Origin of the sequence: Cohnella caldifontis, from assembly GCF_029360585.1 — a bacterium.
Classification (GTDB): Bacteria; Bacillota; Bacilli; order Paenibacillales; family Paenibacillaceae; genus Cohnella; species Cohnella caldifontis.
On the sequence record NZ_JAQZSJ010000007.1, the window covers coordinates 127,193 to 153,671 of the forward strand.

General features: G+C 58.4%; 28 protein-coding genes and 1 pseudogene. 12 read left to right on the forward strand and 17 right to left on the reverse strand.

Translation table 11 applies throughout. The features are described from left to right. Nucleotides 1–3 precede the first annotated feature (3 nt). Genes mnmM through PTZ19_RS12380 form a run of 5 tightly spaced genes read left to right on the forward strand, consistent with a single transcriptional unit; the run spans nt 4 to nt 3,002 of the window. Nucleotides 4–588: a tRNA 5-(aminomethyl)-2-thiouridylate-methyltransferase MnmM gene (gene mnmM, locus PTZ19_RS12360; RefSeq protein WP_276354814.1), complete on the forward strand. Its 585-nt coding sequence runs from the start codon at nt 4–6 to the stop codon at nt 586–588. A 13-nt stretch (nt 589–601) separates the two neighbouring features. Continuing rightward, nucleotides 602–1,009, forward strand: coding sequence for a VOC family protein (locus tag PTZ19_RS12365; RefSeq protein ID WP_276354816.1), 408 nt, complete (start codon nt 602–604; stop codon nt 1,007–1,009). Beyond that, the gene (locus PTZ19_RS12370) at nt 1,006–1,977 is read left to right on the forward strand and encodes a type I phosphomannose isomerase catalytic subunit (protein ID WP_276354818.1); all 972 of its coding nucleotides are present in this window, start codon (nt 1,006–1,008) and stop codon (nt 1,975–1,977) included. The genes PTZ19_RS12365 and PTZ19_RS12370 overlap by 4 nt, the downstream gene beginning before the upstream one ends. Nucleotides 1,978–2,002: 25 nt before the next feature. Continuing rightward, nucleotides 2,003–2,497 carry a hypothetical protein gene (locus tag PTZ19_RS12375; protein ID WP_276354820.1) on the forward strand — a complete coding sequence of 165 codons (495 nt, stop codon included), beginning with the start codon at nt 2,003–2,005 and terminating at the stop codon, nt 2,495–2,497. Continuing rightward, complete coding sequence (locus PTZ19_RS12380) at nt 2,472–3,002, forward strand: MogA/MoaB family molybdenum cofactor biosynthesis protein (protein ID WP_276354978.1); 531 nt, start codon at nt 2,472–2,474, stop codon at nt 3,000–3,002. Before PTZ19_RS12375 ends, PTZ19_RS12380 begins: the two co-directional genes overlap by 26 nt. 60 nt (nt 3,003–3,062) lie before the next feature. Here PTZ19_RS12380 and PTZ19_RS12385 read toward each other — a convergent pair whose 3' ends face one another. Then, nucleotides 3,063–3,866, reverse strand: coding sequence for a phosphotransferase (locus tag PTZ19_RS12385; RefSeq protein WP_276354821.1), 804 nt, complete (start codon nt 3,864–3,866; stop codon nt 3,063–3,065). Nucleotides 3,867–4,097: 231 nt separating this feature from the next. On the opposite strand from PTZ19_RS12385, the gene PTZ19_RS12390 reads away from it, so the two are divergent. Then, on the forward strand, nt 4,098–5,237 hold the full coding sequence (locus PTZ19_RS12390; protein ID WP_276354823.1) for a winged helix-turn-helix domain-containing protein: 1,140 nt from the start codon (nt 4,098–4,100) through the stop codon (nt 5,235–5,237). 65 nt (nt 5,238–5,302) lie between these two features. After that, on the forward strand, nt 5,303–6,547 hold the full coding sequence (locus PTZ19_RS12395; RefSeq protein ID WP_276354825.1) for an MFS transporter: 1,245 nt from the start codon (nt 5,303–5,305) through the stop codon (nt 6,545–6,547). An 8-nt stretch (nt 6,548–6,555) separates the two neighbouring features. On the opposite strand, the gene PTZ19_RS12400 is transcribed toward PTZ19_RS12395, so the two are convergent. The 7 genes and pseudogenes from PTZ19_RS12400 to PTZ19_RS12430 all read right to left on the reverse strand — a co-directional run bounded on the left by PTZ19_RS12400 (nt 6,556) and on the right by PTZ19_RS12430 (nt 11,299). Beyond that, nucleotides 6,556–7,701: an amidohydrolase family protein gene (locus PTZ19_RS12400; protein WP_276354826.1), complete on the reverse strand. Its 1,146-nt coding sequence runs from the start codon at nt 7,699–7,701 to the stop codon at nt 6,556–6,558. A gap of 100 nt (nt 7,702–7,801) precedes the next feature. After that, the gene (rnz, locus tag PTZ19_RS12405) at nt 7,802–8,731 is read right to left on the reverse strand and encodes a ribonuclease Z (RefSeq protein ID WP_276354827.1); all 930 of its coding nucleotides are present in this window, start codon (nt 8,729–8,731) and stop codon (nt 7,802–7,804) included. Between the two features lie 220 nt (nt 8,732–8,951). After that, a pseudogene (locus PTZ19_RS12410) lies at nt 8,952–9,245 on the reverse strand (EVE domain-containing protein); the annotation flags it as partial. Between the two features lie 144 nt (nt 9,246–9,389). After that, complete coding sequence (locus PTZ19_RS12415) at nt 9,390–9,641, reverse strand: hypothetical protein (protein WP_276354830.1); 252 nt, start codon at nt 9,639–9,641, stop codon at nt 9,390–9,392. An 86-nt stretch (nt 9,642–9,727) separates the two neighbouring features. Continuing rightward, complete coding sequence (locus tag PTZ19_RS12420) at nt 9,728–10,561, reverse strand: alpha/beta fold hydrolase (protein ID WP_276354831.1); 834 nt, start codon at nt 10,559–10,561, stop codon at nt 9,728–9,730. Nucleotides 10,562–10,614: 53 nt separating this feature from the next. After that, entirely contained in the window at nt 10,615–10,989 is a 375-nt protein-coding gene (locus PTZ19_RS12425; protein ID WP_276354832.1) for a MarR family winged helix-turn-helix transcriptional regulator, read from the reverse strand. Nucleotides 10,990–11,140: 151 nt separating this feature from the next. Further along, nucleotides 11,141–11,299, reverse strand: coding sequence for a response regulator transcription factor (locus tag PTZ19_RS12430; protein ID WP_276354833.1), 159 nt, complete (start codon nt 11,297–11,299; stop codon nt 11,141–11,143). 226 nt (nt 11,300–11,525) lie between these two features. On the opposite strand from PTZ19_RS12430, the gene PTZ19_RS12435 reads away from it, so the two are divergent. The 4 genes from PTZ19_RS12435 to PTZ19_RS12450 are packed head-to-tail and all read left to right on the forward strand — an operon-like array spanning nt 11,526 to nt 15,490. Continuing rightward, complete coding sequence (locus PTZ19_RS12435; protein ID WP_276354834.1) at nt 11,526–12,626, forward strand: iron-siderophore ABC transporter substrate-binding protein; 1,101 nt, start codon at nt 11,526–11,528, stop codon at nt 12,624–12,626. Then, entirely contained in the window at nt 12,619–13,659 is a 1,041-nt protein-coding gene (locus PTZ19_RS12440; protein WP_276354836.1) for a FecCD family ABC transporter permease, read from the forward strand. Before PTZ19_RS12435 ends, PTZ19_RS12440 begins: the two co-directional genes overlap by 8 nt. Beyond that, complete coding sequence (locus tag PTZ19_RS12445; RefSeq protein WP_276354837.1) at nt 13,656–14,684, forward strand: FecCD family ABC transporter permease; 1,029 nt, start codon at nt 13,656–13,658, stop codon at nt 14,682–14,684. The genes PTZ19_RS12440 and PTZ19_RS12445 overlap by 4 nt, the downstream gene beginning before the upstream one ends. 2 nt (nt 14,685–14,686) lie before the next feature. Beyond that, a complete protein-coding gene (locus PTZ19_RS12450) occupies nt 14,687–15,490 on the forward strand; it encodes an ABC transporter ATP-binding protein (protein WP_276354838.1) in 804 nt (267 codons plus the stop codon). A gap of 61 nt (nt 15,491–15,551) precedes the next feature. On the opposite strand, the gene PTZ19_RS12455 is transcribed toward PTZ19_RS12450, so the two are convergent. After that, nucleotides 15,552–15,920: a DoxX family protein gene (locus PTZ19_RS12455; protein WP_276354839.1), complete on the reverse strand. Its 369-nt coding sequence runs from the start codon at nt 15,918–15,920 to the stop codon at nt 15,552–15,554. A gap of 166 nt (nt 15,921–16,086) precedes the next feature. Here PTZ19_RS12455 and PTZ19_RS12460 point away from each other — a divergent pair, with 166 nt between their 5' ends. Continuing rightward, nucleotides 16,087–16,689, forward strand: coding sequence for a TetR/AcrR family transcriptional regulator (locus PTZ19_RS12460; RefSeq protein WP_276354841.1), 603 nt, complete (start codon nt 16,087–16,089; stop codon nt 16,687–16,689). A 49-nt stretch (nt 16,690–16,738) separates the two neighbouring features. Here PTZ19_RS12460 and PTZ19_RS12465 read toward each other — a convergent pair whose 3' ends face one another. From PTZ19_RS12465 to PTZ19_RS12500, 8 genes are all read right to left on the reverse strand, one after another. Continuing rightward, nucleotides 16,739–17,164, reverse strand: coding sequence for a VOC family protein (locus tag PTZ19_RS12465; RefSeq protein WP_339329325.1), 426 nt, complete (start codon nt 17,162–17,164; stop codon nt 16,739–16,741). Between the two features lie 303 nt (nt 17,165–17,467). After that, entirely contained in the window at nt 17,468–18,820 is a 1,353-nt protein-coding gene (locus PTZ19_RS12470) for a sulfatase family protein (protein ID WP_276354850.1), read from the reverse strand. Nucleotides 18,821–18,846: 26 nt separating this feature from the next. Beyond that, on the reverse strand, nt 18,847–19,869 hold the full coding sequence (locus PTZ19_RS12475) for an ABC transporter ATP-binding protein (RefSeq protein WP_276354853.1): 1,023 nt from the start codon (nt 19,867–19,869) through the stop codon (nt 18,847–18,849). Then, nucleotides 19,866–20,897 carry an ABC transporter ATP-binding protein gene (locus PTZ19_RS12480; RefSeq protein ID WP_276354854.1) on the reverse strand — a complete coding sequence of 344 codons (1,032 nt, stop codon included), beginning with the start codon at nt 20,895–20,897 and terminating at the stop codon, nt 19,866–19,868. Before PTZ19_RS12480 ends, PTZ19_RS12475 begins: the two co-directional genes overlap by 4 nt. 33 nt (nt 20,898–20,930) lie before the next feature. Next, complete coding sequence (locus PTZ19_RS12485) at nt 20,931–22,019, reverse strand: ABC transporter permease (RefSeq protein ID WP_276354855.1); 1,089 nt, start codon at nt 22,017–22,019, stop codon at nt 20,931–20,933. Further along, nucleotides 22,016–23,014 carry an ABC transporter permease gene (locus PTZ19_RS12490; RefSeq protein ID WP_276354858.1) on the reverse strand — a complete coding sequence of 333 codons (999 nt, stop codon included), beginning with the start codon at nt 23,012–23,014 and terminating at the stop codon, nt 22,016–22,018. The genes PTZ19_RS12485 and PTZ19_RS12490 overlap by 4 nt, the downstream gene beginning before the upstream one ends. 17 nt (nt 23,015–23,031) lie before the next feature. After that, nucleotides 23,032–24,987: an ABC transporter substrate-binding protein gene (locus PTZ19_RS12495; RefSeq protein ID WP_276354860.1), complete on the reverse strand. Its 1,956-nt coding sequence runs from the start codon at nt 24,985–24,987 to the stop codon at nt 23,032–23,034. Then, on the reverse strand, nt 24,980–26,416 hold the full coding sequence (locus PTZ19_RS12500) for a sulfatase family protein (RefSeq protein WP_276354861.1): 1,437 nt from the start codon (nt 26,414–26,416) through the stop codon (nt 24,980–24,982). Before PTZ19_RS12500 ends, PTZ19_RS12495 begins: the two co-directional genes overlap by 8 nt. Nucleotides 26,417–26,479 lie beyond the last annotated feature (63 nt).

The following is a 26,479-nucleotide window of genomic DNA, read 5'->3' on the forward strand; positions in this document are numbered from 1 at the left end:
ACCATGGGCTTCCTCTCCGTCTTGACGATGGCCCAGCGATGGGCGGCGGAACGGGCGTCTGCGCCGGGAAGCCTGGCGATCGACGCCACGGCGGGAACCGGCGTGGACACGCTGTTCCTCGCCAGGACGGTCGGGCCGAAGGGCCGGGTGTTCGCCTTCGACATCCAGGAGGCGGCGCTTCGCCGCACCCGGGACCGCCTGGCGGAAGCGGCCGCCGGCGACGAGGCGCTCGCGCCGGTCGAGCTGGTGCACGCGGGCCACGAGCGGATGGCCGAATTCGTACCGGCTGCTTCGCACGGCCGGGTCCGGGCCATCATGTTCAACCTCGGCTACTTGCCGGGCGGCGACGAGAACGTCATCACCCGGCCGGATTCGACGCTGGCCGCCCTGGAAGCGGCGCTCGAGCTGTTGGCGCCCGGCGGGGCGCTGACCGCCGTGCTGTATCCCGGCCACCCGGGCGGGGAGACCGAGGCCGCGGCCGTGGAGCGCTGGGCCTCCGAGGTTCCCGGCTCCCGAGCCCAAGCGGTAACGTACCGATTTCCGCAAAAACCGGCCGCGCCCTATTTGGTCGCGCTGGAGAAAAGATAGGAGGCGTAGTGGGATGTCCGTACGCAAAATCGAGCATGTCGGCATTATGGTCAATAAGCTGGAAGCTTCCATCCCGTTTTACGAGAAAGTGTTGGGATTAAGGCACCTGGAGACGATGACGCACACGAACGGCGTCATCCGGCTCGCGTTCCTCGCGTTTCCGGAGTTTCCGGAAACCGAAGTCGAGCTGATCGAAGGGTACGATGGCCCGTTGACCCGGGAGGGACGCGTGCATCACGTCGCATTCGCGGTGGACGACATCGAGGCCGAGTTCGGCCGCATTCGGTCCCTGGGGGTTGCCGGACTGGACGACAGCATCACGACGCTGCCGAACGGAAGCCGCTACTTCTTCTTTCAGGGACCGGACGGCGAATCCGTGGAACTTTTCCAATCGACTAGAGGAGGGAAATCGGAAGGATGAGCGTGAAACCTTATCCGCTTCATTTCAAACCCGAATTCAAGGAACGGGTATGGGGAGGACGGGCGCTCGAGCGGTTCGGCTTCGACGTCCCCGCCGGCGCCATCGGGGAAGGTTGGATGATCGCCGACCACCCGAACGGGGTGTCTCGCGTCACGAACGGCGAGCTGGCCGGGCAAGGGCTGGACGCGATCCGGGAGCGGTTCGGCGCGGACTGGTTCGGCACGCGGGGCGGCCGCTCCGGCAATGGACGGTTCCCGCTGCTGATCAAGCTGCTGGACTGCAACGACGACTTGTCGGTCCAAGTCCACCCGAACGACCATTACGCGGGCCTGCCGAAGGGCGAGCTGGGCAAAACGGAAATGTGGTACGTCCTGAGCGCCAACCCGGGCGCCAAAATCATTTACGGCCTGCAGCCCGGCGTCACGCGGGAATCGATGGCCCGTGCGATCGAGGAAGGCCGGATCATGGACACGCTGCGGGAAGTTTCGGTCGAAGCCGGAGATGCGTTCTACATCCCGGCCGGAACGGTCCATGCGCTATGCGCGGGCGTCGTGGTCGCGGAAATCCAGCAAAACTCGGACACGACTTACCGGCTCTACGACTACAACCGCCCCGGGCTGGACGGCAAACCGCGCGAGCTGCACGTCGAGGACTCCCTGAACGTGACCGCCTTCGAAGGCTCGGATGCGACCCGCATGAAGACGGACGTCGCAAAGCCCGGCGAATGGCTGACGCTTGCCTCCTCCCCGTATTTCGTGACGGAAAAGGGGATCGTGGAGGGCGTTTGGAAGCTGAGCACCTCCCCCGAAAGCTTCGTCATCGTCATCGTGTGCGAAGGCGAAGGATCGATTGGCTGGGCGGACGGCACGGTGCATGCGAAAGCCGGAGATTGCTTTTTGCTTCCGGCGCCGCTGGGCGAATACACGCTGGACGGACGGATGACGGTGCTGCGCAGCCGGGTGCCGTAAACGACGATTCTTGGGAGGGGTAGTCATGCGGCAAGGTTTGATTCTGACCGGCCTTGGAATCGCCGTCTGGGCGGTCGCCACCTTGTTTTTCCGTTTGTTCGGGCATTGGGTGCTGTCGGCGCCGGGGGATGCGCATTTCGGCTCCTCTTTGTTTCTGCTGGAGCTGTTGACCCTGCTGGTTCTGATCGGCCTTGCGCTGGCGGTGAGGCTCAAATGGTTTCCGCAGCGCGGCTCGGCCGTGAAGTTCGGGTACGCGGGGGCGGCGGTCGGCCTGCTGCTGGACGCCGTGTCGATCTGGCGGCGGGATGCCGTGTTCCCGGACTTCAGCGAAGGCCAGCATCAAGCGTTCGCGATCTGGATGACTTCCGGTTATGCGCTGATGCTGCTCGTGCCGGCGATCGTGGACCGTCTGGTCCGGGTGCGGCCGGATCAAACGACGGAAATCGAGGACCTGCCGGAAACCGAGGCGATGAAGGGAGAACGACCGGATGCCGATGTCGACTTCGACCGAACAACATAAGCGGGAAGCGCCGAGGCGCATTTCCTGCTTCGTCATCACCGTTTCCGACACCCGGACCGAGGAAACGGACCGCAGCGGGGGCCTGATCCGGCAGCTGCTGGAGGAACATGGACATGCCGTCGCCGGGTACCGCATCGTGCCGGACGACCGGGCAACGATCGCCGCGTCGGTGCGGGAAGCGGCGGACGATCCGGCGGTAGAGGCCGTGCTGATCAACGGAGGCACGGGCATCGCGGCGCGGGACGTCACCATCGAGGCGGTGCGCGGCCTGCTGGACAAGGAAATGCCCGGATTCGGCGAACTGTTCCGCTATTTAAGCTTCGCCGAGGACATCGGACCCGCCGCCATGCTGTCCCGCGCCGTAGCCGGCACGGTCGGCCGGACGGCCGTGTTCGCGATGCCGGGTTCCACCGGCGCCGTCAAGCTGGCCATGACGCGGCTCATCCTCCCCGAGCTCGGCCACGTCATGCGCGAGATTTACAAGGATGCGCCGAAGTCGATGTGATCTAGAATAGAGTCGAATGAGCGCGGCGGCGAACGTTCATAACAGCGGGGCCGAATCTCCCTACAATCGCCTCAGCCGAGAATCGATCCGTTCCATCAGCCACTCCCGCTCGCCCGGGACGTTCTCTGTCAGCCGGGCGGCCGCGACGGGCAGCATCCATCGGCCAAGCGCCTCCATATCCAACTTTCCAAGTTTCCGATACTCGTTCAGATAAGCCCGATTCAATAATTTCTTTGCCAGCCGGTTGACGGGCGACATTGCTTTAGGCGTTCCTGGCGGGTTGAACGGAGAAAGAAACATCAACGAAGTTCGCGCCACGTCGCCCATCGGATCCCCTAGGCTCGCGTTGGTCCAGTCGATGGCGATCGAGCCGCCATCCGCCACCAAGATATTATCCGGATGGAAATCGCCGTGGCAAATCCGCGTGCCTTGAGGCAGCGAACGAAGGAATCGGAGAATGCCTTCGGTTCTCTCTCCCAAAATATCCGCTGATGCCTGGATCGCGTGTTCCAACCGGTCTTTTTGTCGGGGAAGCTTGTCCGCGCCGCACCGGTGGATGCGGAGATGGAGCCGGGCCATTTCCTTCGCGAATTGTCGCATGCGGAAGGGGGTCGATTGGATCTCGGCAAGCATGGAAGGCCCTTCGACTTTCTCGCAGAGCAGCCCGTTCCTCCCATCCTCCTGCTTCATTCCGTATATTTTCGGCGCAGGCACCCCGGCCTCTTGAACGGCCGCGGCGATTTCGGCTTCCTCGCGGATCCATTCGGGTTTATACCATTCGTAATACAGTTTCAGTACCTGCCGGTCTCCCGATTCGTAGACTTCCGCGGTCATTCCTCTCCCGATTAACGCGCCTTTTCCCACCGCCGCTCCTCCTTATCGGGTACGGGAAACTGTTTCCATCAACCTGCTTCCTCCCCGAGAAAACCTCACTGAATTTTTTCGACAGACCGCGTGATTCTCCTTTTTCCCCCACCACGCGGGTCGCCGCCGAGCGAACTTTCATTCGGACTTGCTTTCTCCTAAAACCCGTGCCATCATCACTTTATCGAACACCGGCTAAAGGGACGAACGCACAGGGCAGGGAGGATCACTTTGCTTCATTTCGATTCGGATACTTATCAGGCCTCGTTCGCGGGAGCTGCCGTTCAACTGTTGCCCAAGGAGTTCGTTTTGCTCCGCTATCTCTATGAGCACGCAGGGCGTTCTTTCTCGCGGGAACAACTGCTGGATGCCGTATGGCCGGATGAGGCGCCCGTCGATCGGACCGTCGACGACCATATTTACCGTTTGCGCAAAAAATTGGCCCCGTGGCGGCATTTCGTTCAAATCGAGACCATTCGCGGGCAAGGATACAAACTCATCCGCCAGGCTCCGGCTCAGCCGGAAAGCCCGCTTTTGAAAGACGAGCAATTCGCGGCCGACATGAGGCGGATGCTCGCCAGGTATCATGGACTCGGGATGGGCGCCGCGATGGAGCTGCTCCTCAAACACAGGGACACCCTCAGTCTTCCGAAGGATCCGGATTACGAGGCCTATCTGCGGTTTATCCGCGGCGATTTCGAAGGACTGCTGCGGGCGGGCGGCATCAGCCATGAACAGAAGCTGGCTTACGCCGCATTCATCCATGCCTCGATCCAGATGGACGCGAAAGCCTCGCTGCGTTACTTCGAAAGCTTGTTGGCCAAGGGGAAATCGTTGACCCGAGAATGGCGGAACGACCTGCAGCTTAGCATGATCTCTTTGTGCCTGGAAGCGGGATGGCCCGATAGGGCGCAGGAGGCGCTGGAGGCCGTCCGCCCGGACATCGCGGAGCTGGATTCCCCCAGTTTCACGGCGATTTTCCGGATCAAAGAAATGCTTTTCCGTCTACAGATAGGTCAAACGGAGACGGCGGCGATCCTTCTGCGGGAAAACGAGGGGCTGCTGGAGCGCCATCCAATGATGCGGGAACGGGGGGCGCTTCTCGTGTCGAAGGCCATTTTCCTCTACCGGCAAGGCCAGATCCCCCCGGCGAGGCGGGCTCTGGACGACGGCATGGAAACGACGCGGCAGACGTTGTTCGTCCCCCATCTGCTCGCCAGCCTGAAAACGATCCTTCAGTTTCTCGGCACGCACCCGATCGACGAGACCTATCGGCTGAATTATCGACGGCAATGGGATCAGCTGGCGGCCACGTACCGATTCGATTCGCTGCGGGCCCATACGGAACGGCTGCTCGACCAAAACCTCTGATCTTCCTCTGACAATCCCCTGCTACGATCGTCGTAAACGGAACGATGCAGGGGGTCGTGAATGGAATGTTAAAGAATAACCGCTCGTTCGCGAAAATGTTCGCCGCCTACGGTTTATCGGCGTTCGGCGATTACTTGGACTTCATGGCGGTTTCCATTCTGCTCGGCTTTATTTGGAAGGCCGACGCCATGACGATCGCGCTTTTGCCGCTCACCTACGCCTTGCCAAGCATCGTACTCGGCCAATGGGCAGGGACGCTCGCGGACAGGCGGAACCGTCGCGATCTCATGATCGCCGCCGATCTGATCCGCGCGCTCCTCACCGCCGCGCTCCTCTTCGCCCCGAACGCGGGCATGCTGCTCGCGCTGATCGCCGCGCGTTCCGCCGCCCGCGTCTTCCATTATCCCGCCCAGCAGGCGATGACGCGGGCCGTTGTCTCCCCCGATCAGCTTCTTCAGGCGACATCCCTGAATGGCGCCGTCTTTCAACTTTCGAAAATACTAGGTCCGCTCCTAGGCGCATCCGTAACCGCGGCCTTCTCACCTTCCGGCTGCCTGGCGGTCAATGCCGTTTGTTACCTTCTCTCCGCGGCCCTGCTGATCCGCATTCCCGCCGAACAAGGGAAAGCCGCCCCGGCGGAAGCGAAGTCTTCCGAACGGGCAGGCGCGCGCCCGGCCTGGCGGGACAGCTGGCGGATCCTCCTGCGGAACCGCATCTTATGGGTCAGCATCGCATTCAGCTTGCTCGGTCTCGCCGGCATTCAACTGGTCGATGCCCAAATCACGGTTCTGCTGCGCGAGATCGCCCCGAATCGGCCTGCGTTGATCGGCTGGCTGGTGACCGCGATCGGAGCGGGCGGACTCGCGGGCGTCGCATGGCTGCGCCGATTCCGGCAGCTTTCGGCATACGGCTGGCTGCTGGGCGGGGGGCTGGCGCTGATCGGAGGAATGTTCGCCGCCGCGGGGATGTTCCGTCCGGAGACCCCGCTCTGGTTCATGCTGGCCGTCTCCTTCGCCGGCGGAATCGGCACCGGCTTCACTTCGACGGGCATGAACTACATTCTGCAGAAGGAAACGCCCCCTGAAGCGATCGGGCGGATCAGCGGAATTTACGATTCCCTGAGCAGCGTCGTGTTCGTGGCCGCTCCGCTCACCGGCGGGGCGCTGATCGGTTGGTGGGGGGCTTCCGTCACGTTCTTGTCCGTAGGGCTATTCGTCGGATGCGTCGGTTTGGCCGGAATGGCGTTAAGGCGCGCGTTGTGGGGAACGGCTAAGCCAATCGGTTCTTCGCCTTCTTTGGCTGCGGAGTGACCGGCCGCTCATTCGATCGAATCGTCCGCCTCCGCCAGAATCCGGCCCGCTTCCAGCTTCGTCATCGAAGCCGTGTCGTGCCTATTGCCGGTTTTCCGATCCCATTCCGAGATTCGTTTCTTCTGGGTTCGGGTCGCCGGCTGATCCCGGATCAACGCGTCCAAGTTGTCGTAGGCTGCCTTGCGGACCAGTTCCGGATCGTCCTTGAGCAAATCCAGCAGCTTGTACATCGCTTCGATCGCTTGTTCTTCGCCTTCCGCCAGATCATAACCGGAGTCCGTGCTCACCATGAACCGATCGGGAAACCGGCGGATCACGTCCGCGAAGTCTTCCAGCTTGTTCGCGCTGTCCGGATTGAAGGCGGTAAATCCCGCGAATAGATCGGCATACAGATTGGGATGCGCTTCCAACAGGCGTTCGACGTTCTCGGGCGAGTTATAGGCATTGGCGTGCGCGAAAATAAACCGGGTATCCGGGTAAGTCTCCAACGCGCGTTCCAACTCATCGATGGGGAAACCCATCGGGGGATCGATATGGAGCAGCAGCGGGGCTTCGTATTCGGCGCATAATGCATAGAGCTCAGGCAAAATTCCGTCCATCGGATGATCGGCTTTCCATTCCGCGTCGGAGACGGCGGGCGAATAACTCGAAGCCGCGGCGATTTCCCCGATGCCGAAATAGCCTTTTTCCAACCGCTCCCGGGCCGTCTGAAGGTCATGGGGATCCTTCAGGTTGATTCCGGAGAAAAACGGAACGATGAGATCGGGGTGGTCCAGATAGGACGTCCACGTGTACTCGTCATGCACGACCGAGATCGGCTTGGATACCTCGCCGAATAAAACCACCCGATCCGCGCCGGCCGTTTTCCAGAGCGCCAGATTGTGCGTTATGCCCAGAACGGAACCGTGATTGTGGGCATCGGCCAACGGAAGCTCGCCGTACGTCTTGACCCAGTCCTGAATCGTTTTCTCCGGCGGTGGAGTCGACTCCGCCGGGACGGGCGCCTGTTCCGCGATCGGCGCGACGGCGGGCTCAACCGCCGGCCGGGGTTCCCGGGGGGAATTCTGCAGGCATCCTGCCGCGAAAGCGCTGCTTGCCAGCACCGCCATACTCACCGCTGCAAGCTTGACGTACCCGTAACGAGCCTTCTTCAAAACCTTCGCGGCCTCCTCTACGTGCCGAACCGGGTATGGAACCTCGGCTACTCTATCGAATACTGCAAGCTTACGGCAAAACGGCAGGATTTACCAGGTTTTACTCGACAGAGCGCGCAACGGCATACGGCCGCAGTTCAACGGCGGCTTCCGTGCCGCCGAAGACCGTTCTGGCTTCCCGCTCCAATTCCGCTAAATCCTCCGGTTTGTACCGGGCGCTGAAATGCGTGATCAGCAGCCGTCGAGCACCTGCTTCGCGAGCGACTTCCGCCGCTTGAAGCGCCGTGGAATGTCCGTAAGCCCAGGCTTTCTCGGCCAATCCGTGAGCGAACGTGGCCTCGTGGACGAGCACGTCCGCCCCCCGGGCCAGCCGGAAGGCGCCGCCCGTCGGCCTCGTGTCGCCCAGCACGGCGACGACGCGGCCGGCGAGCGGGGGGCCGACCGCGACCGCGGAGCGAATGACCCGGCCGTCCGGCAGTTCCACGTCCTCGCCGGCCTTCAACCGGCCGTACAGCGGACCCGGAGGCACGCCTTGCTCCTTCAGCCAAGCCGCGCGCAAGACGCCCGCTCTCGGCCGCTCCGCCACCCGATAACCGAAGCAATCGATCCGGTGATCCAGCTTGGCCGCCTCTACCGTGAAACCCTCGTCTTCGCAAACGAAGCCTTCCCCGATTTCCTCGATCGCGAGCGGGTAATCCAGATGCGCCCCGGTCACGCGCAGCGAGGTTTCGAGCAGTTCGCGCAATCCCGGAGGACCGTATAGCTCCAGCGGCTCCGTTCCGCCGAGCGAAGAGCGGCTGCTGAGCAAGCCCGGCAGGCCGAAGACATGATCGCCGTGCAAATGGGTAACGAACAGCTTTTTCAGCCGGGTCAGCTTGAGCGGCGTTCGGAGCAGTCTGTGCTGGGTGCCTTCTCCGCAATCGAACAGCCAGAATGCGTCCCCCCCTTGCGAGAGTCGCAAGGCTACGGACGTCACGTTCCGATCGGGGGTCGGCCTCCCCGCGCCCGTGCCGAGAAACCAGAGTTCCATCCCTCGCCGCCTCCTCCTGCTCGCATCGCGCTTATTTCCGTATCGTTTCCAGAATCTGCCGGCCGTTATTCGCGCGCAAGGACGAGGACCGGCAGCGGAACAGGCTAAGCCGTCGGGGACGGCTTAGCCTGCGCGCGCTTCAATCCATAGGTTTGCGGGTTCCCGCCAGCCGCTGGAGATGCCCGATCCATTGCCGGGCGTCTTCGCCCAGCGCCGAGAGACATCGAATATATCGGATATCCCGGCGGAAAGGAACAAACGCTTCCGACATCGGAAACGGATAGACCCGGTCGTCCGCCACTTGACCGATCGCCGTAAAAGCTTGCAGCGGCTCTCCCTGCTTCATATCCGTACGCGGGGAATAATAGACGAGCCAATCGCCCGTGTTCATGCGCCGTAGAGGAGCCGCTTTGCCGTGGCACAACTGGGCGAAGCCGCCCTCCACTCCCCTGCTCACGTGGGAAGCGGAGACGACGCCGATCCAATACCGGCAACCCGCGCGTTCCGCTTTCATGGCCATGCTCCGACGCTTGCCGGTTCAAAGCGCGTTCCCGCTCTTCGGCCAGCGCGGCGAGTGCGGCAACGGAGTGCGGGATTCCCTCCTTCATGCCCTCGCCGATCTGCGGCCCGAGCTCCTTCGCGTTCGGCCCCGCGATCGTCACCCGGTGCGTGATCGACGTTCCTCCCTCACCGGTTCCAAGCGGTGGGCGAAACGGATTTCGACGCCTGCGCCGGGGATTTCCGTCACGTCCGAGAAGCCGCGCCGCGGTTCCACGTCCGTCAGCCGGAATGGCAGCGCGGCAAAGACGATGCCTTTATCCCATTCCGTCCACTTCGTAACCTCGCGGTATAACCCCCAGATCGTTTCCGCTTTCGCCGGTGCCGTCATCGTGCACTCGTATTCCCGCATTCGTTATGCGCCCAAAAACGAACGGCGGCAAGCGTGATTCCGCCATCCACCTTCAAGGTGGCGCCGGCGTTAAACAACCTCCATGGTCAACGCGTGCCATAATGGCGGCGCAACCATTCCAGAATCGTCTCGACGGACTCCCCATATCGCTGGCCGACGAGCACGCCGGTATGCGTCGTGTTCCATAACCCTTTGTATTCGGCGCGGATTTGCTCCGCCTGCACCCGCCCCCGCCGGTCGTCCTCCTCGCCGTTAACCGCCTTGATGACCAAACACGGGCAAGAAATGGAGCGGCCGTCGATGGAAACGCCTTTCGATTCTTCGGTAAAAGCGAAAGCGCGGAACGCCTTCATCGACTCCATCGTCAAATACTTCCTTTGGAATTCGATGTCGTCCGCCGATTCGTCCATGCTGGCCAGCTCTTCGCGTGTCGGGGCGGGCAAGATCGGTCCCGGCGGAAACCGGTCCAATTGCTTGAACGGCACGGCTTCGTAAACCTCTTTGCTGATCACGGAGTCGATCAACGCCAGTCCGGCGATCTCGACGGTCTCCGCCAGCTTCTGGCTCAGAATCCCTCCCATGCTGAAACCGATCAGCACCGGAGGAACCCCGCATTCCGCGATCGCTTCCCGGATGTCCTCAAGATAATCCTCGAACGTGATCCGGGTCATATCCAGCAGCCTGCTTCTGTAGTGGCTTCTCATGTTCATGGCATAACACGTCCAGCCATCGCGGATGAAGTGCGGGACGTACTTGCTCCACATCCAGCTCCCGGTGAACGCGCCGTGCACGAAAAGCAACGGCGGCCGGATCGGGAAGTCGTCCGGACGCCGCTCCCCTTCGAAGATCTCCAAATACAAATCGTTCTCCCCGACGTACTTCTCCACGTGATCCGGCAGCAGCTTCGTATAATCGATCATGTTTAGTTCCTCCTTGATTTTAGTTTGATATCAAACTATTGGGGATGAAAAACTCAGAAGTTGTGATAGATTTTGATTAAGACGCGAAGCAGATCCTCTTTCTCTTGCTCGGAAACGTTGGCGTAGAACGCGTCCAGCATGTCTCGGGATATCGATTCGAAGATCGGCTCGAGCTCGCTCCCCTTCCGGGTCAGCGCCGCGTAAACCACCCTCGTGTCCCCATTGTCCCGCTCCTTCGTCACGTATCCGAGCCGGACCAACTTGTCGACCAGCGCCGTGACGGTCGATTTATCCTTATGGATTCCTTTCGAGATTTCCGCCATCGTCAGCCTGGTCTTCCGGAACAGCAAATAGAGAATATCGCCGTGCGACGCGCTTAAGCCTTCGATGCCATGCTTCTCCATTTCATCCGCGATGAACCGGTTCACTTTCGTCCTGATCTTGGAGATTAACGATATGACGTCCCTGGTTTCCATGGATTTACTATAGTTTGATATCAAACCAATGTCAAGCGAGGGTTGCCATTACTTCAACGAAAAGTTCGTAACGGCAAGAAGATCCTCCACTCTCGATCATCGACTATTTGATCGCGTCGTATTCATGGATCTGCGCGTTCCTCAAGGCTTCCTCTCCATCCGAAGCGGCATCGACCGCATAGCCGTATCTCCTCAACCCGGCGCAGAGCGCCTTCTGCATCGACAACTCGTCCTCGACGACCAGTACTCTCAGCTTCGTCACCCCTGGAATCCCGATAAGATCATGATCGCTCATGTTCGGTTAAATGAGGGTTAATTTTCGATGTTCGATGTCCAGCTCATGAGATTAAGGATCATTATAACGCCATAGGAAAGATTTGCACAAAGCCTTCATTGACAACCTCTTAGTAAGAAGATATATTTTTGATATTGATAATCATTATCAATTGTAATTCCAAATTATTCTTACTTAAGGAAGGGTATGCCACATGTTCGCAAAACGAAAACTATCGCTCAAAACTTTCATCCTATCGGCGGTGCTCCTGATCCCGCTTGCGGGTTGCGCGGGTCAGCAACCGCAATCCGGTTCTCCGTCTGCCCCATCTTCGGCTTCAAGCGCATCGGCGAATACGGAAACGCCATCTGAAACCCCCGCTTCGCAAGAGGCGGCGTCCGAATATCCGATCACGATCCAGCATGCTTTCGGCGAAACGGTCATTCCGAGCAAGCCCGAACGGGTGGTTACGATTCAATGGGCGAATCATGACGTCGCTCTCGCTCTCGGAGTCGTGCCCGCAGGCTTCTCGGCGGCTAATTACGGCGTGCAGGATGACAGCGGACTTTTGCCTTGGACGGCGAAAAAGCTCAAGGAACTCGGCGTTGAACGCCCCAACGTGTTCCAGGATACGGACGGCCTTGATTTCGAGGCGATTTCCGACGCCGATCCGGACGTCATTCTCGCGGCGTATTCCGGGATTACGCAGGAGGACTACGACATTCTCACCAAAATCGCACCGGTCGTGGCCTATCCGACCAGTCCTTGGACCACCACCTGGCGTGAGCAAGTGTTGTTGAACGCGACGGGGATGGGCATGAAAGCCGAGGGAGAAAAGCTGATCCGGGACACCGAAAACCTCATCAAGGAGAAAGCCGGCAAATTCCCTGAGATGCAAGGCAAGAAGGTGGTCTGGGCCAACTTCTCGGCGAAGGACCTGTCGAAATTTCATATTTATACGCCCGCTGACCCTCGCGGGGCGTTTCTGACCGAGCTGGGGATGAATTACCCGGAAAGCGTGACGAAACAAATCAAGGATCCTACCGGCTACTCCTTGAACGTAAGCGCCGAGAATGCCGACATCCTGAACGATGCGGATCTCATCATCGGATATGGCGGCGAAGACCTGTATCAAGCGGTGAAAGCCGATTCCTTGCTGGGCAAAATCCCGGCGATCCAGAGAGGCTCCGTCGTGTTTATCGGCAACGGTACGCCTTTGGCGGCTTCCGGCAACCCGAATCCCCTCTCAATCGCTTATACCATCGATGAATACCTGGAACTCATACAAGGAGCCGTCAACAAGTTAAATGGATAGTTCTTCGGTTTCGAAAAACGACAAGCCGAACTTACATATTCCGAGGAACTTCACCGCGGTTCTATTGGCCGGTTTGGTATTGCTCGGGATCTGCGTGGTTGCCTCTCTGGTCTTAGGCTCTCGGCTGGTGAGCGTGAAAGAACTGATCGACGGCTTATTTCACCCGGATATGGACAGCTACGGAGCCGGCGTGGTTCACAAAAGGATTTCCCGAACCGTATTCGGTTTGTTCTGCGGCGCGGCGCTCGGGGTTTCCGGAGCGCTGATGCAAGCGGTCACCCGCAACCCGATCGCGGACCCGAGCATCCTGGGCGTGAACTCGGGCGCATCCCTGTTCGTGGTTTGCGGAATCGCGTTCCTGAATATCAGCACGGCCAACGAATATATTGGGCTGGCTTTAGCCGGGGCCGCGATCACCGCGGTTTTCGTCTTCGGTATCGGTTCGATGGGGAGCGGCGGCGCCACGCCCATCAAGCTGGTGTTGGCGGGAGCCGCCACCAGCGCCGCCCTTTCTTCCTTGGTCACCGCCATCATGATTCCGCGATCGTATGTCATGGATCAATTCCGGTTTTGGCAAGTGGGCAGCGTCGGTTCGGCGACCTGGAACGCGATTGCCGCGTTCTCTCCGTTTCTGATCGTCGGGATCCTGATCGCCGGCGTAACGGCCCCGGCGCTGAATGCGCTGGCGCTCGGAGACGAGGCGGCGACCGGGCTTGGCGTCCGAACCGGCGTATTGAGACTCGTTGCGGCGCTTGCAGGGGTTCTATTGTGCGGCGCGACGACTGCGCTGGCGGGCCCGATCGGTTTTGTCGGTCTTTTGTCCACCCACGTCATGCGCCTGGTTCTCGGCCCCGATTTGCGTTTCGTTATCCCGATGTCGGCGATTGCGGGAGCGGTCATTTTGACGGTGTCGGACGTGACCGGCAGGCTCATCGGCAGCCCGGGAGAGTTTGAAGTCGGCGTCGTTACGGCGTTTATCGGCGCTCCGTTGCTCATCATCCTCGCGAAGAGATCGAAAGTGCGTTCATTATGAAAAAAGATACGATAGAGTGGATTACGGCGGGCAGACGTCAAAGGCGCCGCCGATGGATGCTCGTGACCGGCTTGCTTGCGGCGCTTTCATGCGTGCTTTGCTGCGCCATGCTATTGCTGGGGAATACCGTCTATCCGGTTCGAGAAGTGATCCGGGCGCTTTCGGGAGAGCCTCTTCCGGGCGTTTCTTTCGCGGTCAATACGATCCGCCTGCCGAGGATGCTGGCCGGTTTTTTCGCCGGGTTCGCGTTCGGCGTGGCCGGGAACACCTTCCAGACCATGCTGCGCAACCCCCTCGCGAACCCGAACGTCATCGGCATCACCACCGGTTCGAGCGCGGCGGCCGTTTTTTGCATCACCATTCTGCATGCCAGCGGCGCCGTCATTTCCGTCGCTTCGGTGATTGCCGGTTTTGCTGCGGTTGCGTTCATTTACTTCTTATCCAGGGGGAAGTCGTTTTCGGTCGGACGATTGATCCTGATCGGAATCGGCATGCAGGCCATGCTGGACGCCGTGATTTCCTATCTGCTGTTAATCGGCGCGCAGCAGGATATTCCCGCGGCGCTCAGGTGGCTCAGCGGCAGCCTGAACGGCTCCCAAATGCACGAGCTGCCGCCGCTGGTCGTCACGGTTTTGATCTTCGCGCCGACCGTGATCCTGCTGGGGAAACCGTTAAGTCTGTTGGAGCTCGGAGAACATTCGGCCGCTACGCTCGGAGTGAACACGGACAAGACTCGAATGGCGCTGATCTTGAGCTCCGTCTGCATGATTGCCCTCGCGACCGCGACGACGGGTCCGATCGCCTTCGTCTCCTTCCTGTCGGGACCGATCGCGAAAAGACTGGTCGGAGCCGGCTTCCCGAACGCGATACCGGCGGGCCTCGTCGGAGTGAATCTGGTTTTGGCGGCAGACCTCGTCGGACAATTCGCTTTCGAGGTCCGCTTTCCCGTAGGCGTCATTACCGGATTGCTCGGAGCGCCGTATTTGATCTACTTGCTCATCCGAATGAATCGCAGGGGAGAATGATCATGACACCGACGCATCTTTTCCAAGCCGAACGGATCACGGCCGGTTACGATCATCGAACGGTGATCCAAAAGGTCGGCCTTGCGATCCCGAGTCAACGGATCAGCGTCATCATCGGGGCGAACGGCTGCGGAAAGTCTACGCTTCTGAAAACGCTGGCCCGGCTGATTCAGCCGACCTCCGGCCAAATCACGCTGGACGGGAAGCCGATACGCCAAATCCCGCCTAAGCCTCTGGCTCGCGTGATCGGGCTGCTGCCGCAATCTCCCATCGTTCCGGAAGGCATTTCCGTCGCGGATTTGGTAGGACGAGGAAGGTATCCGCACCAATCGTTGTTCAGCGGTTGGACGAAGAAAGACGAAGAGGCCGTTGCCGAAGCGATGAGAATCATGGATATTACGGAGCTTGCCAATCATTCGATCGACGAACTCTCGGGCGGTCAACGGCAGCGCGTCTGGATCGCCATGGCTCTGGCGCAGCAAACCGATATTCTGCTGCTCGACGAACCGACGACCTTCCTGGACATCACCTATCAAATCGAAATCCTCGACTTGCTGACGGACCTTAACCGTAAACACGGAACGACGATCGTTATGGTTCTTCACGACATCAACTTGTCCGCGCGTTACGCCGACCATATTTTCGCCCTTCTTAAAGGAAAGCTTGTGGCGGAAGGCGAGCCGTCGAAGGTGATTACAAGCGCGTTGGTCAAAGAGATCTTCGGGCTGGATTGCACGGTGATCGAGGACCCGGTTTCGGGCTCTCCCATGGTGGTACCCATCGGACGATATCATAGAGGCACATGAAGCGTTTAGGCCATCCTTGCGGGATGGCCTCCTTTATTATTTATCGCCTGAAATCCTCGCTTTACGAAAACGCGTGCGTCAGGCCTTCGGTATTCAGGATGGTCAGAATGATGATGACTACAAGAAACACGACCGGAGGTGCCGATTTGCCGATCGAATCTTTCACCCTTACATGAGCGAAGAACGCCGCGAGCATGGTGATTCCAAGCCAAATGCCGCCCCAAGCGATCGCATCCTCTTTCCAATAGCCCAGGATCAGTACCGCGGCTCCGATTAACTGGACGAATCCCGTGACGACGCGGAACCATTGCGGGATCTTCAGATTGTCGAAAATCCCCACCCAGTATTTGGCCCCGGCGACCTTTGCGCAGCCGGAAAAAACATAGTACGCAATCAGCAAGCTTTGAAGAACGATCGAAAATACGGTCATGAGAACTTCCTCCCTTTCGCGGGTTGGTGAATTTTGCTACTGAACAAATGGTAAAATACAATTTTACATACGTCAAGTACAATTTAACATATATAAAATTAAATTTGACATTCATTCAGTAAGTGTTTACGATGGAGCTAGAAATCGCCGTAGGGAGGTAAGCCAATTGGGGGAAATACGGAATGCGGAACGCACGCAGAAAAACATTCTCGAAGCGGCGAGAAAGGAGTTTTTCGATAAGGGGTTCAAGGGAGCGCGGATCGAGTCGATCGCGGAAAACGCCGGGGTAAAGAAGCAGCTGATCTACCATTACTTCAAAGGAAAAGCGGAACTGCTGGAAGCGGTTTTGGCGGATTCCACGACCAGCGAACCGGAATGGGTCTCTCGGATTCCCGATCATCCGTTGCATATTGCCGAGCATCGGTTCAAGGTCAATAGCCAGGTCAGGGCGGATTTTATCAAATTCTCCGCCTGGGAAGCGCTTGAATCTCGGGAAAATCCGGCTTCCTGGAATAAAGGCGGAGAGGCCGCCCTCCAATCTTACGCGGCATTCTGGAAGGCCCAAAAGGAAAAAGGGGTTGTCCCGCCGGATGTCGAGCCCGAACTTTGGGCACTCGCGTTAACCGCCCTGACGACGTATCCGATCATTTTCGGCAATATCACCCAAATCATTACCGGATGCGAATCGACCGATCCCGAGTTTCAATCCAGATGGTCGACGTTTCTTACCCGACTAAGCGAATCGATATTAACGAAAAAGAACGAATAAACAGAAAAGCGGCCCTGTCGCAGAATGCGATCAGAGCCGCTTTCGTCGGTTAACCTTTGGCGAGGATCCGGAACGTGACGCCGAATGGATCCGTTACGTTTCCGTAAGCGGGGCTGAAGAAACTTTTTTGCAGCGGCTCGTTGACTTGACCGCCCTGTTTCAGCGCTTCGAAGTATCGGGCCGCCTGGTCTTCGTCGGGGGTTTGAACGACGATGGTGATTTGCGTCCCCTTCTGGTAACTGCTGCCGGTCACATGGTCGCTGATTTGAAGCTCGGAGTCGCCGATTTTCAAGACCGCGTACTGCACCATGTTTTTCTTCTCCTCCGGCAACGGGGATTCCGGGTTTGCCGGCAAATCTCCGAACCGCAGCATGTAAACAACCTTGGCGTCCAGCGCTTTTACGTACAAATCGATTGCCTCATTCGCGTTTCCGTTCATTTCAAGAAAAGGGATCAAACTCGTGCTCACAACCATCATCTCCTCGAATTTTGGGTGAGGGCAATCCGGTTCTTCCGCCAAGGACCGGTTTGCCCTTTACACCCACTATGTCGGAAGTGCGAGTGGAATCGTGACCGATTCGGCGAAAAAATTTTTTCATGTTTCTCCGTCACGTTTGTTGCGTGTCGTACGACATATCAGTTATCAAGGAAACGGAAGAGGGAATATGGCGCATGGACCATCCGTATGACTGGCCCCGCGCGGACGATGACGTAAAACAGGGCCATCCTTCGGCGGGATGGCCCTTCGTTCGTGCCTATGCCACAATTTCTTTAGACATTATCTTTTGTAACGAATTCCCAGCGCTTCATACGCGGCTTCGGAAGATGTAAACGGACCGGTGCCCAGCCCGTGCCAATCGGTATTCGTGTAGATCGGATTCGTTCTTCCGACTGCGGCCTCTCTCAATCGGACAAATTCGTTCAGACGCCGCTCAAGCTCGGTTACGATATCCGCCCGAGCGTCCGCTACGTTCACGAGCTCTTCGGGATCCCGCACAAGATCGTACAGCTCTACGCGCGGCTTGCCATGGAAATCCGGTTCAAGCGCCACGATCAGCTTCCATTCCGGGGTACGCCAGCCATGCTTGCGCATCCAGGTGCACTCGGTGATATAGAACTCATCATCCGAAGTCACCTGCCCGCCTGCAAAGAGCGGCGCCAAGCTCCGTCCGTCGAATGCGATGTCCGTATGCACGTTCAGCAGGTCGAGTATCGTCGGCGTAATGTCTTTCGTGTAAGAGTAGGCAGAATAGCGTTGGCCTTCCGGAACGCGGCCTTGAAACCGGAAAATCAACGGAGTCGTCAGATTGCTGTCGTACAAGCCGTGATGGTCGTAGTAGCATTCGTGCTCGTTCAAGGTTTCTCCGTGATCGGAGGTAATGACGAACAAGGTGTTGCCGCTGATTCCGAGGTCGTCGGACCTGTTGAAGAGCGCTTGGACGGAAGCGTCCAAGTAGGCGACGGCGCCATCGTATTGCGCGTCGATATAAGCGCTGTCCGTCACGCCCTCCGGAAACCAGCCTTTGAAGAATTCCGCAAAAGGTTTAAAGCGGAAGACTTCGTCCAGCGAACGATGATCCGGATCCTTCTCGTTGCCGCCGTAGAACAGCCGGTCGAACGGAGCGGGCGGCAAATACGGCGTATGCGGGTCCATGTGCCGAAGGAACAAGAAGAAAGGCTGGTCGCCCGCGGCAAGCCGCTCGAGCAGAGGCAGCGCGACCTGGTTTAAATTGTCGGCTTTCGGGCATCGGCCGGTATCGTCCTTGCGCCATCCTTCATAGTCGAGATAATGGTCGAAGCCGCGTGCGGCTACGTTCCCGGTAAAGCCGACGCATGCCGTGACATAGCCTTCGCTCTTTAGGATTTCCGCCAGCGTGACGGCGTTCCCGCCGAGCCCGCCTTGATGCCGCAACGCCACCACGTCGGTTCCGAAGCTGTCGAGGCCCGTCAGCATCGACGCGTACCCCGGCGTCGTCGGAATATGCGGGCTGAAGTGATTCTCGAATACGGCGCCATATTGGGCAAAGCGGTCGATGTGCGGCGTCGTGAGACGATGGTAGCCGTACAGGCTCATATGATCTCTTCTCAAGCTGTCTATTCCGAATAAAATCAAATTCGGTTTCTTGGACATGGCGAATCTCTCCTTTGCCTGGATCGTCAGCTTTGCCGCTTCCCTTGCAGCTGCAGCTCGCCTGCATAGTGGCAAGCCGAGTATCGGTCGGGCTCGACCTCGACAAGCGCAGGCGTATCCGTCTTGCATCGTTCCGTCGCATATGGGCATCTGGGATGAAAGGCGCAGCCGGACGGAGGACTTGCCGGATTGGCGACCTCGCCCGAAAGCACGTAACGTTCCTTCCTCTTCGCGGGATCCGCCGCCGGCTTGGACAACAGCAGAGCTTCCGTGTACGGATGAAGCGGTTTGGCGAATAGCGCCTCGGTTTCCCCGATCTCCGCCATTTTGCCGACATACATCACGCCGACGCGATGGGAAATATGCTCGATGACGCTGAGATCGTGCGAAATGAAGAGATAGCTTAATCCCAAGCTGCGCTGTAAGTCCTGCAGCAGATTGATGATTTGGGCTTGAACGGAGACGTCGAGCGCCGATACCGCTTCATCGCAGACGATGAACCGGGGATTCGTCGCCAGCGCGCGCGCGATCCCGATCCGCTGGCGTTGACCTCCGCTGAACGCATGCGGATAGCGATTCAGATGGCTTCGCTCCAAGCCGACTCTCTCGACTAAATCCGTTACCCGCCGGACGAGCTCGGCGCCTCTTGCGATCCCGTTGCAGACGAGCGGCTCCGCGACGATGTTGAACACGGTCATCCGCGGGTTCAAGGAAGAGAACGGGTCTTGGAACACCATCTGCATCTCTTGGCGAAGCTTCTTGAGCTTCTTATTGTCAAGCGACAGGACGTTCAGTCTTTCGCCGGACCGGTCCGTGAAAGCGACTTGGCCGGAAGACGGCTCGACGGCACGGATCAAGCATCGTCCCAACGTGGATTTGCCGCATCCCGATTCGCCGACAAGGCCGAACGTTTCCCCTTCATGGATCGTGAGCCGGATATCGTCGACCGCCTTGACGTGGCCAACCGTACGTCTAAGAAAGCCTTTCTGGATCGGATAGTATTTCTTCAGATGATCGATCTCCAGGATGGCTGGATGGGATCGGCTCATATCGCGGCCCCCTGCCCGGTCTGATTTGCGAGCGCGCAACGCACCCAGTGATTCGGCGAAACTTGCGTCAGGCCGACTTCGGACCGATCGCACAATCCCTTTACCGCATGACCGCAACGGGAGAAGAACGGACATCCCGGCTTCAGGTTCATCAGGATCGGCACGCTTCCTTCGATCGACGCCAGTCGCTCGCCTCTGCCGTTCATGGACGGCATCGCGTTCATAAGCGCGATCGTATACGGATGAGCGGGCGCTTGGAACAGCTTCTCTACCGTGGCGTATTCCACGATCTTGCCCGCGTACATCACCGCGACATCGTCCGCCATTTCGGCGATGACCCCCAAATCATGCGTGATAAAAATGACGGACATGTCATGGCCGGCCTTCAAGTCGTTCATCAGCCGCAGCACCTGCGCTTGAATGGTCACGTCCAACGCCGTCGTCGGCTCGTCGGCGATCAAGACGGATGGCAGTCCGGATATGGCCATCGCGATCATCGCGCGTTGGCGCATGCCGCCGGAGAGCTGATGGGGGTATTCGTTCAAGCGCTGGGCCGGATTGGAGATTCCGACGCTTCCGAGCAGCTCGGTGGCGATTTCCCGCGCTTGCTTCTTGTCCCGGGTCCGATGAAGCCGGATCGATTCGGTGATCTGATTGCCGATCGTATGAACGGGGGAGAAAGCTTTCATCGGCTCTTGGAAGATCATGGCGATCTCCCCTCCGCGAATCCGCTGATACTCCTTTCCGCGGGGATTCAGCTTGGCGAGGTTGACGACGCTGCCTTTCCGCTCGCCTTTGTTCAGGCGGAGAAGGATGTCTCCTTCCAGCTTGGCGAAAGCCGGAAGGAGATGGAGGATGGACAACGTCGTGACGCTCTTGCCGCAGCCGCTCTCCCCTACGATTCCCAGCGTCCGTCCCCGCTTCAATTCGAAGCTGACGCCGTCGACCGCCTTCATGATCCCCTCATCGAGGTGGAAATAAGTCCGCAGATCGCGGACTTCCAGTAAAACGGACTCATCCGTAGCCATCGCGCCGACCTCCTTTTCTCGATTGTTTTTGCGCTATTTGTAAGGATCCGCGGCATCCCGAAGGCCGTCGCCCAGGAAATTGAACAACAGAACGGTAAGCACGATGAAGGCGGCAGGCCACAGCAGCCACGGCTGGTGAGCCAACGTCTGCAGCGTCTGCGCGTCCTTGAGCAAGACGCCCCAGCTTACGGCCGGCGCTTGGATGCCTAGCCCGAGAAAGCTTAACGCGGTTTCTCCCAAAATCGTCGTCGGAATCGCCATCGTCGTCGTTACGATCAGGTAGCTGTAGAAGGAAGGAAGCAAATGCCTGAAAATAATCCTCGCATGGCTGGCGCCGGACAGTCTGGCGGCCATCGTGAAATCCTCCTCGCGAAGCGACAGCAGCTTCCCTCTGACCACCCTGGCGAGTCCGGTCCAATCGATGAGCGAGAATATGACGATCATCCCTAAATAGAGTTGCGCGGTCGACCAGGTTCTGGGAAGCGCGGCGGCTAACGCCATCCACAACGGGATGGTCGGGATGCTGATCAGCAGATCGATTAAGCGTTGGATGACCGTATCGACCCAGCCCCCGAAGTACCCGGATATGCCGCCAATGATCACGCCGAACACCAGCGTTAACGCGACGCCGGCCATCCCGAACGAGAGCGAGATTCTCGAGCCGTACAAAATCCGGGAGAACAAGTCGCGCCCCAATTTGTCCGTTCCCATCAGAAACAGCGGATTGCCGTCTTTCACGCCGAACAGATGAACGTCGCTCTTGATGAATCCCAGCAGCTTATAGGAATCGCCCTTCACGAACAGATGGACCGGATATTTCCGTGCCGTATCGGCGGTGAACGTCCTTCGGAACGATTCCTTGTCGATTTCCATTTTGTACCCGTAGACGAACGGCCGGAGATGGAACTTGCCTTCTTCGTCCACGAAGCGCAGCTTCTGGGGCGGCGAGTTCTTGTAATCCACGAATCGGGTCTCGGGCAAGTTCGGAGCCAGAAAGCCGCAAAATACGGCGGTCAAATAGAGCAGCAGCAGCAAAGGAAGCGCAATCAAAGCCAGCCTGTGCTTCTTGAATTTGCGCCACATCAGTCTCCACTGCGACGAAGTCTCGTACGATCGGCTCATGCGCTTGCCCCCCCGTAGCGAATGCGGGGATCGAGCACGGCAAGCAAAATATCGGAGAGCAGCGTGCCGAGAACGGTAAGGACGCTCAAGATCAAAATAAAGCTGCCCGCGAGATACATATCCTGCACCATCAACGCATTCAAGAGAATCGGTCCGGTCGTCGGAAGGTTGAGCACGATCGACACGATCGCTTCGCCGGAAATGAGCGTCGGCAGCGTCCAGCCCACCGTGCTGATCAACGGATTGACCGCGGTCCGGACCGGGTATTTCCAGAGCAGCTTCCTCTCGCTAAGGCCTTTGGCTCTGGCGGTCGTGACGTACTGCTTAGATAGCTCGTCGAGCATCATGCCCCGCGTGACGCGGATCAATCCTGCCGTACCGGACAATCCGATAATGACGACCGGAATGATCATGCGCGGAACCATGTCCCATACCTTCGCCATGCTCCAGGGCGCCTCCGCATACGCAGGAGAGGAGAGGCCGGTGATGGCCACTCCCGTCTGCGAATATACGGTATAGATCAGGATCAGGGCGATCAGGAAACCCGGGATCGCAAGTCCGATAAACCCGATCAGCGAGAACGCGTAATCCATCGGCGAATACGGATGCGTCGAGGAATAGATGCCAATCGGAATCGCGATCAGCCAAATGACGACCATGGATATGAACGAGATCGCCATCGTCAGCAGCAGCCGTTCTCCGATCACGGCGGACACCGGCATTTTATATTGAAAGGACGTTCCGAAATCGGCATGCAGGAGAATGTTCTTCATCCAGATGAAATATTGCATGTAGAGCGGTTTATCCAAGGCGTATTGCGATGTCAGGTTCATGATCATGCTCTCGTCGACATCGTTGCCGGACAGCTTCAACTGGTCGACATAGCTCGTTAAGAAGTCTCCCGGAGGCAGTTGGATGATGATGAACACGATCACGCTGATGGCGAATAGAAGCGGGATGACCTGAAGGACTCTGAATCCGATGTATGAAAGCACTCGATATCATCCCAATCTCAAGATTTGAAGAACCACTGTTCGCCGGCGAAGTTATGCGCGATCCCCCAGCCCGTGTCGGAAATATTGCCGATCCTGGCGTTGACCGCGACCGGCGCGGCAATATCCTCGCTGTGGATGAAGTACCAGTAGTTGTCGCCGATGTTTTTGCGGATTTCCTCGCGCTTCTTGAGCGCCTCCGCTTGAGGAAGCTCGCGAAGGCTGGCGATCAGTTTGAACAACTCCAACGCTTCCTTCGGCGGTTCTTCGCCTTTCTTCCCTCCGGAATTCCACCATTGATCCCACAGCGGAGCCCAAATGTTCTGGCCCCATTGTTCGCGAACCCACTGCACCGGTCCCGGCGTGAACATGATGGTCGCTTTCAGTTCGTTCGCCTTATTGCGCGTGTCGTACAGCTTCGCGTCGATTTGCTTCAACGTCACTTCGATGCCAAGCGGTTTCCATTGCTCGATGACCAGCTCGCCGAGGGTCGCGAAGTCCGCGAACTGCGACGAGACCTCGAAAGGAATGGTGAACCGTTTGCCGTCCAGGCCGATCCGATAGCCGCTGGCGTCCTTCTTCAAGCCGACCTCGTCCAGCAGCTTGTTGGCCTCGTCGAGGTTGCGCTTCGTATTCTCGATCGAAGACGGCTTCGCGAAGCCATAGAACACCGTATCCGCGATTTCGTCCTTATCGAGCGCCAGATCGAGCGCTTTGCGGAACCTGACGTCCCGAACCGTTTTGCGCCAAGCTTCGTCGTTATATGTCAGATTCAGATGAATATCGTTCGCCGTCCGATGCAGCGTGTTCAAGTAGACTTTAAAGCCGCCTTCGCTTTCCTTCTCCTTGATCAGCGGGACGTTCGGAATCGATAAAAATTCATACGAATGGTCGACTTCGCCGGCGAGAATTTTCAGGTTGACCATTTCCGTATTTTGCACGAGCGTGCTTTGCAGCTTATCGATGTAAGGGAGCTGGTTGCCCGCCGCATCGATCTTGAAGTAATAAGGATTCCGCTCGAATTCGATCACGTCGCCGGTTTTCGTCAGCACGTACGGGGAGAGAACCGGGAAGCCGAGCGCCTTCGGATAAGTGGCCTCGGTATTCAGCAAGTCTTTCGAGGTGAAGAGCTGCACCCAATCCCCTTGCGCGAACCCCGCTTCCTTGATCGACTTCTCGAGCTCCGCCGGGTCGGCGTATTTCTTATGGAATTTCTCCAGGTAATGCTTCGGCTTGAGCAGATCGTTATACCCTCTCCAACCTTGCCATGCAAGCTGCAGCAAGAAGCCGCCGTAGGGCTTGTCGAACGAGATCTTGAACGTCAAGTTGTCGACGACTTCGAACTTGAACGGCGTGCCGGTCTCGTCGGCGGCGGATTTGAGCCATAACGGGAAAATCGGCGTAAGCTCGGGGTTGAAGATGACGTCTTCTACGGCGAAGCGAACGTCCTCCGTCGTAACCGGAACGCCGTCGGACCATTTCAGCCCGTCGCGCAGGGTGAACGTGAATTGTTTCTGATCGTCGCTCACCTCATAGGACTGAACGATATTGGGCGTGACTTCTTCCCCTAACATGCCGGGCGTGTTGACGAGCGGTTCGTTCTGGATAATGAACAAATCGGCGTCATTGACCGGATCCAGCCGTACGGTACGCAGCGTGCCGCCGTATGTACCGATTTCGTACTTGTAAAAGCTGTCCGGAACCTCGTTGGTCAACTTCGGCGCTTTCGGTAACCGATCGGCGACGGGGGGGAGGCTCTTGCCGTCGAAGAACGGGGATTGCTTGAAGCTGCCGGGTGCGGCAACCGCGCTCGCGGATGCGGACGGGGATGCTCCCGCGGATGAGCCGCCGGCGGCAGGGGAAGACGAAGGTTCATTGCCGGACGTGACGTTGGCCGAGTTGCCGTAGCATCCGGCCAGTAGGGCAACGATAAGCGTTAAAACAAGGAAAACGACTGCCGATTTTTTGTTAAACATGTTGGAATCCCTCCGAAAATAATCCGAATGATGGGGATGGCGCGTAATGCTTGCGTCCTTCCGTCAGCTGTCTCTTCAGCCAATCCAGCCGCAGCAGCGGATCGCCGTGTTGCTTCAGTTCTTGGTAAAGCTTCAATCTCAGCTCGGACAGGAGGTCCGCATTCGCCGGATCGTCTACGACGTTATGCAGCTCCTCGGGGTCTTGCCGCAGATCGTACAATTCGTCGATATCCGTTAAGTTCCAGATATATTTGAATTCGGCGCTGCGAATCATCCGTTGGTTATACAAGCCGAACTGCTGTCCGTTATACGTGGACACGACTTCCGTTCGCCACCCGGGAGCCGGCGAGCCGTCCAAGATCGGCGTCAGCGACTTGCCGTGAAAACCCGGCGGCGCCGGTACATTCGCCCATTCGAGCAAAGTCGGCGGCAGATCGAGCAGGTTATAGACGAAGGAATCGATGCGCGATCCTGCCGGGATTTTGCCCGGATATCGAAGGATAAGCGGCACGCGGACAACGTCGTCGTACAGGATGTAATGCTTATCCATCATGCGGTGACCGCCGCACATATCTCCGTGATCCGCCGAATAGACGACGATCGTGTTCTCGTCCAGGCCGAGTGCAGTCAGCGCATCCAGCACTTTGCCGATCGCGTTGTCCAGCTGGCTGATGATCGCGTAATATCTGCGTACGATCGGTTCCCAATCCTGCCACGTGTAGTTCTCCATCCCCCAATTGAGGAGCATTTGCTTTTGGATGTACGGCTTGTTGAGGAACGTATCGCGGAAGCTGCGCCACTCGGGAATTTCCCGCGATTCATAGAGCTCCAGGAACCGCGGATGCGGCTGGCAGGGAAGATGGGGTTCCGGCAGGTCCAGCCGGATATGCCAAGGCTGATCGGAAGCGGCATATCGCCGAATGAGCGAGATCGCCTGATCGGCTAACCAATGCGTTCTCGTATGCTCCAGCGGAACGGAATCGGTCTCGCCCAGCCAGCCTTGCGTGAATTTCGCTTCCGGATGCTCCGCCGCGCGAAAGTTCCGGTAATCCGCTTCGCTGACGTAATCCTCGAATCCGTACTGCAGCGGGGAATGCTGCTGGTTCACGTGCCACTTGCCGACATAGCCGTTTTTGTACCCGTGGTCCTGCAAGTCCTTTGTCCATGTATACTCCGTAGGAGGCAGTTCATGGTTCGGCACGAGGTCCGCATTCCAGAAGGCGTTAAAGCTTTCCGGCCGTCTGCCTGCAAGCAGGCTCTGCCTGGCCGGGCAACATAGCGGAATCGGCGTGTAGGCGTTGGTGAAGCTGGCCCCTTCGGCGGACAGGCGGTCCAGATTCGGCGTCAGGACGGGGTAATCTCGGCTGTAGCCGATGCTGTCGTAACGATGCTGGTCGGTTAAAATCAATAAAATGTTGGGCTTGCTCATGCTGCAGAATCCTCCTCGCTCGTTTTTCAGACAAAAAAAGAGACCATTCGCGGTAAGGCGAGC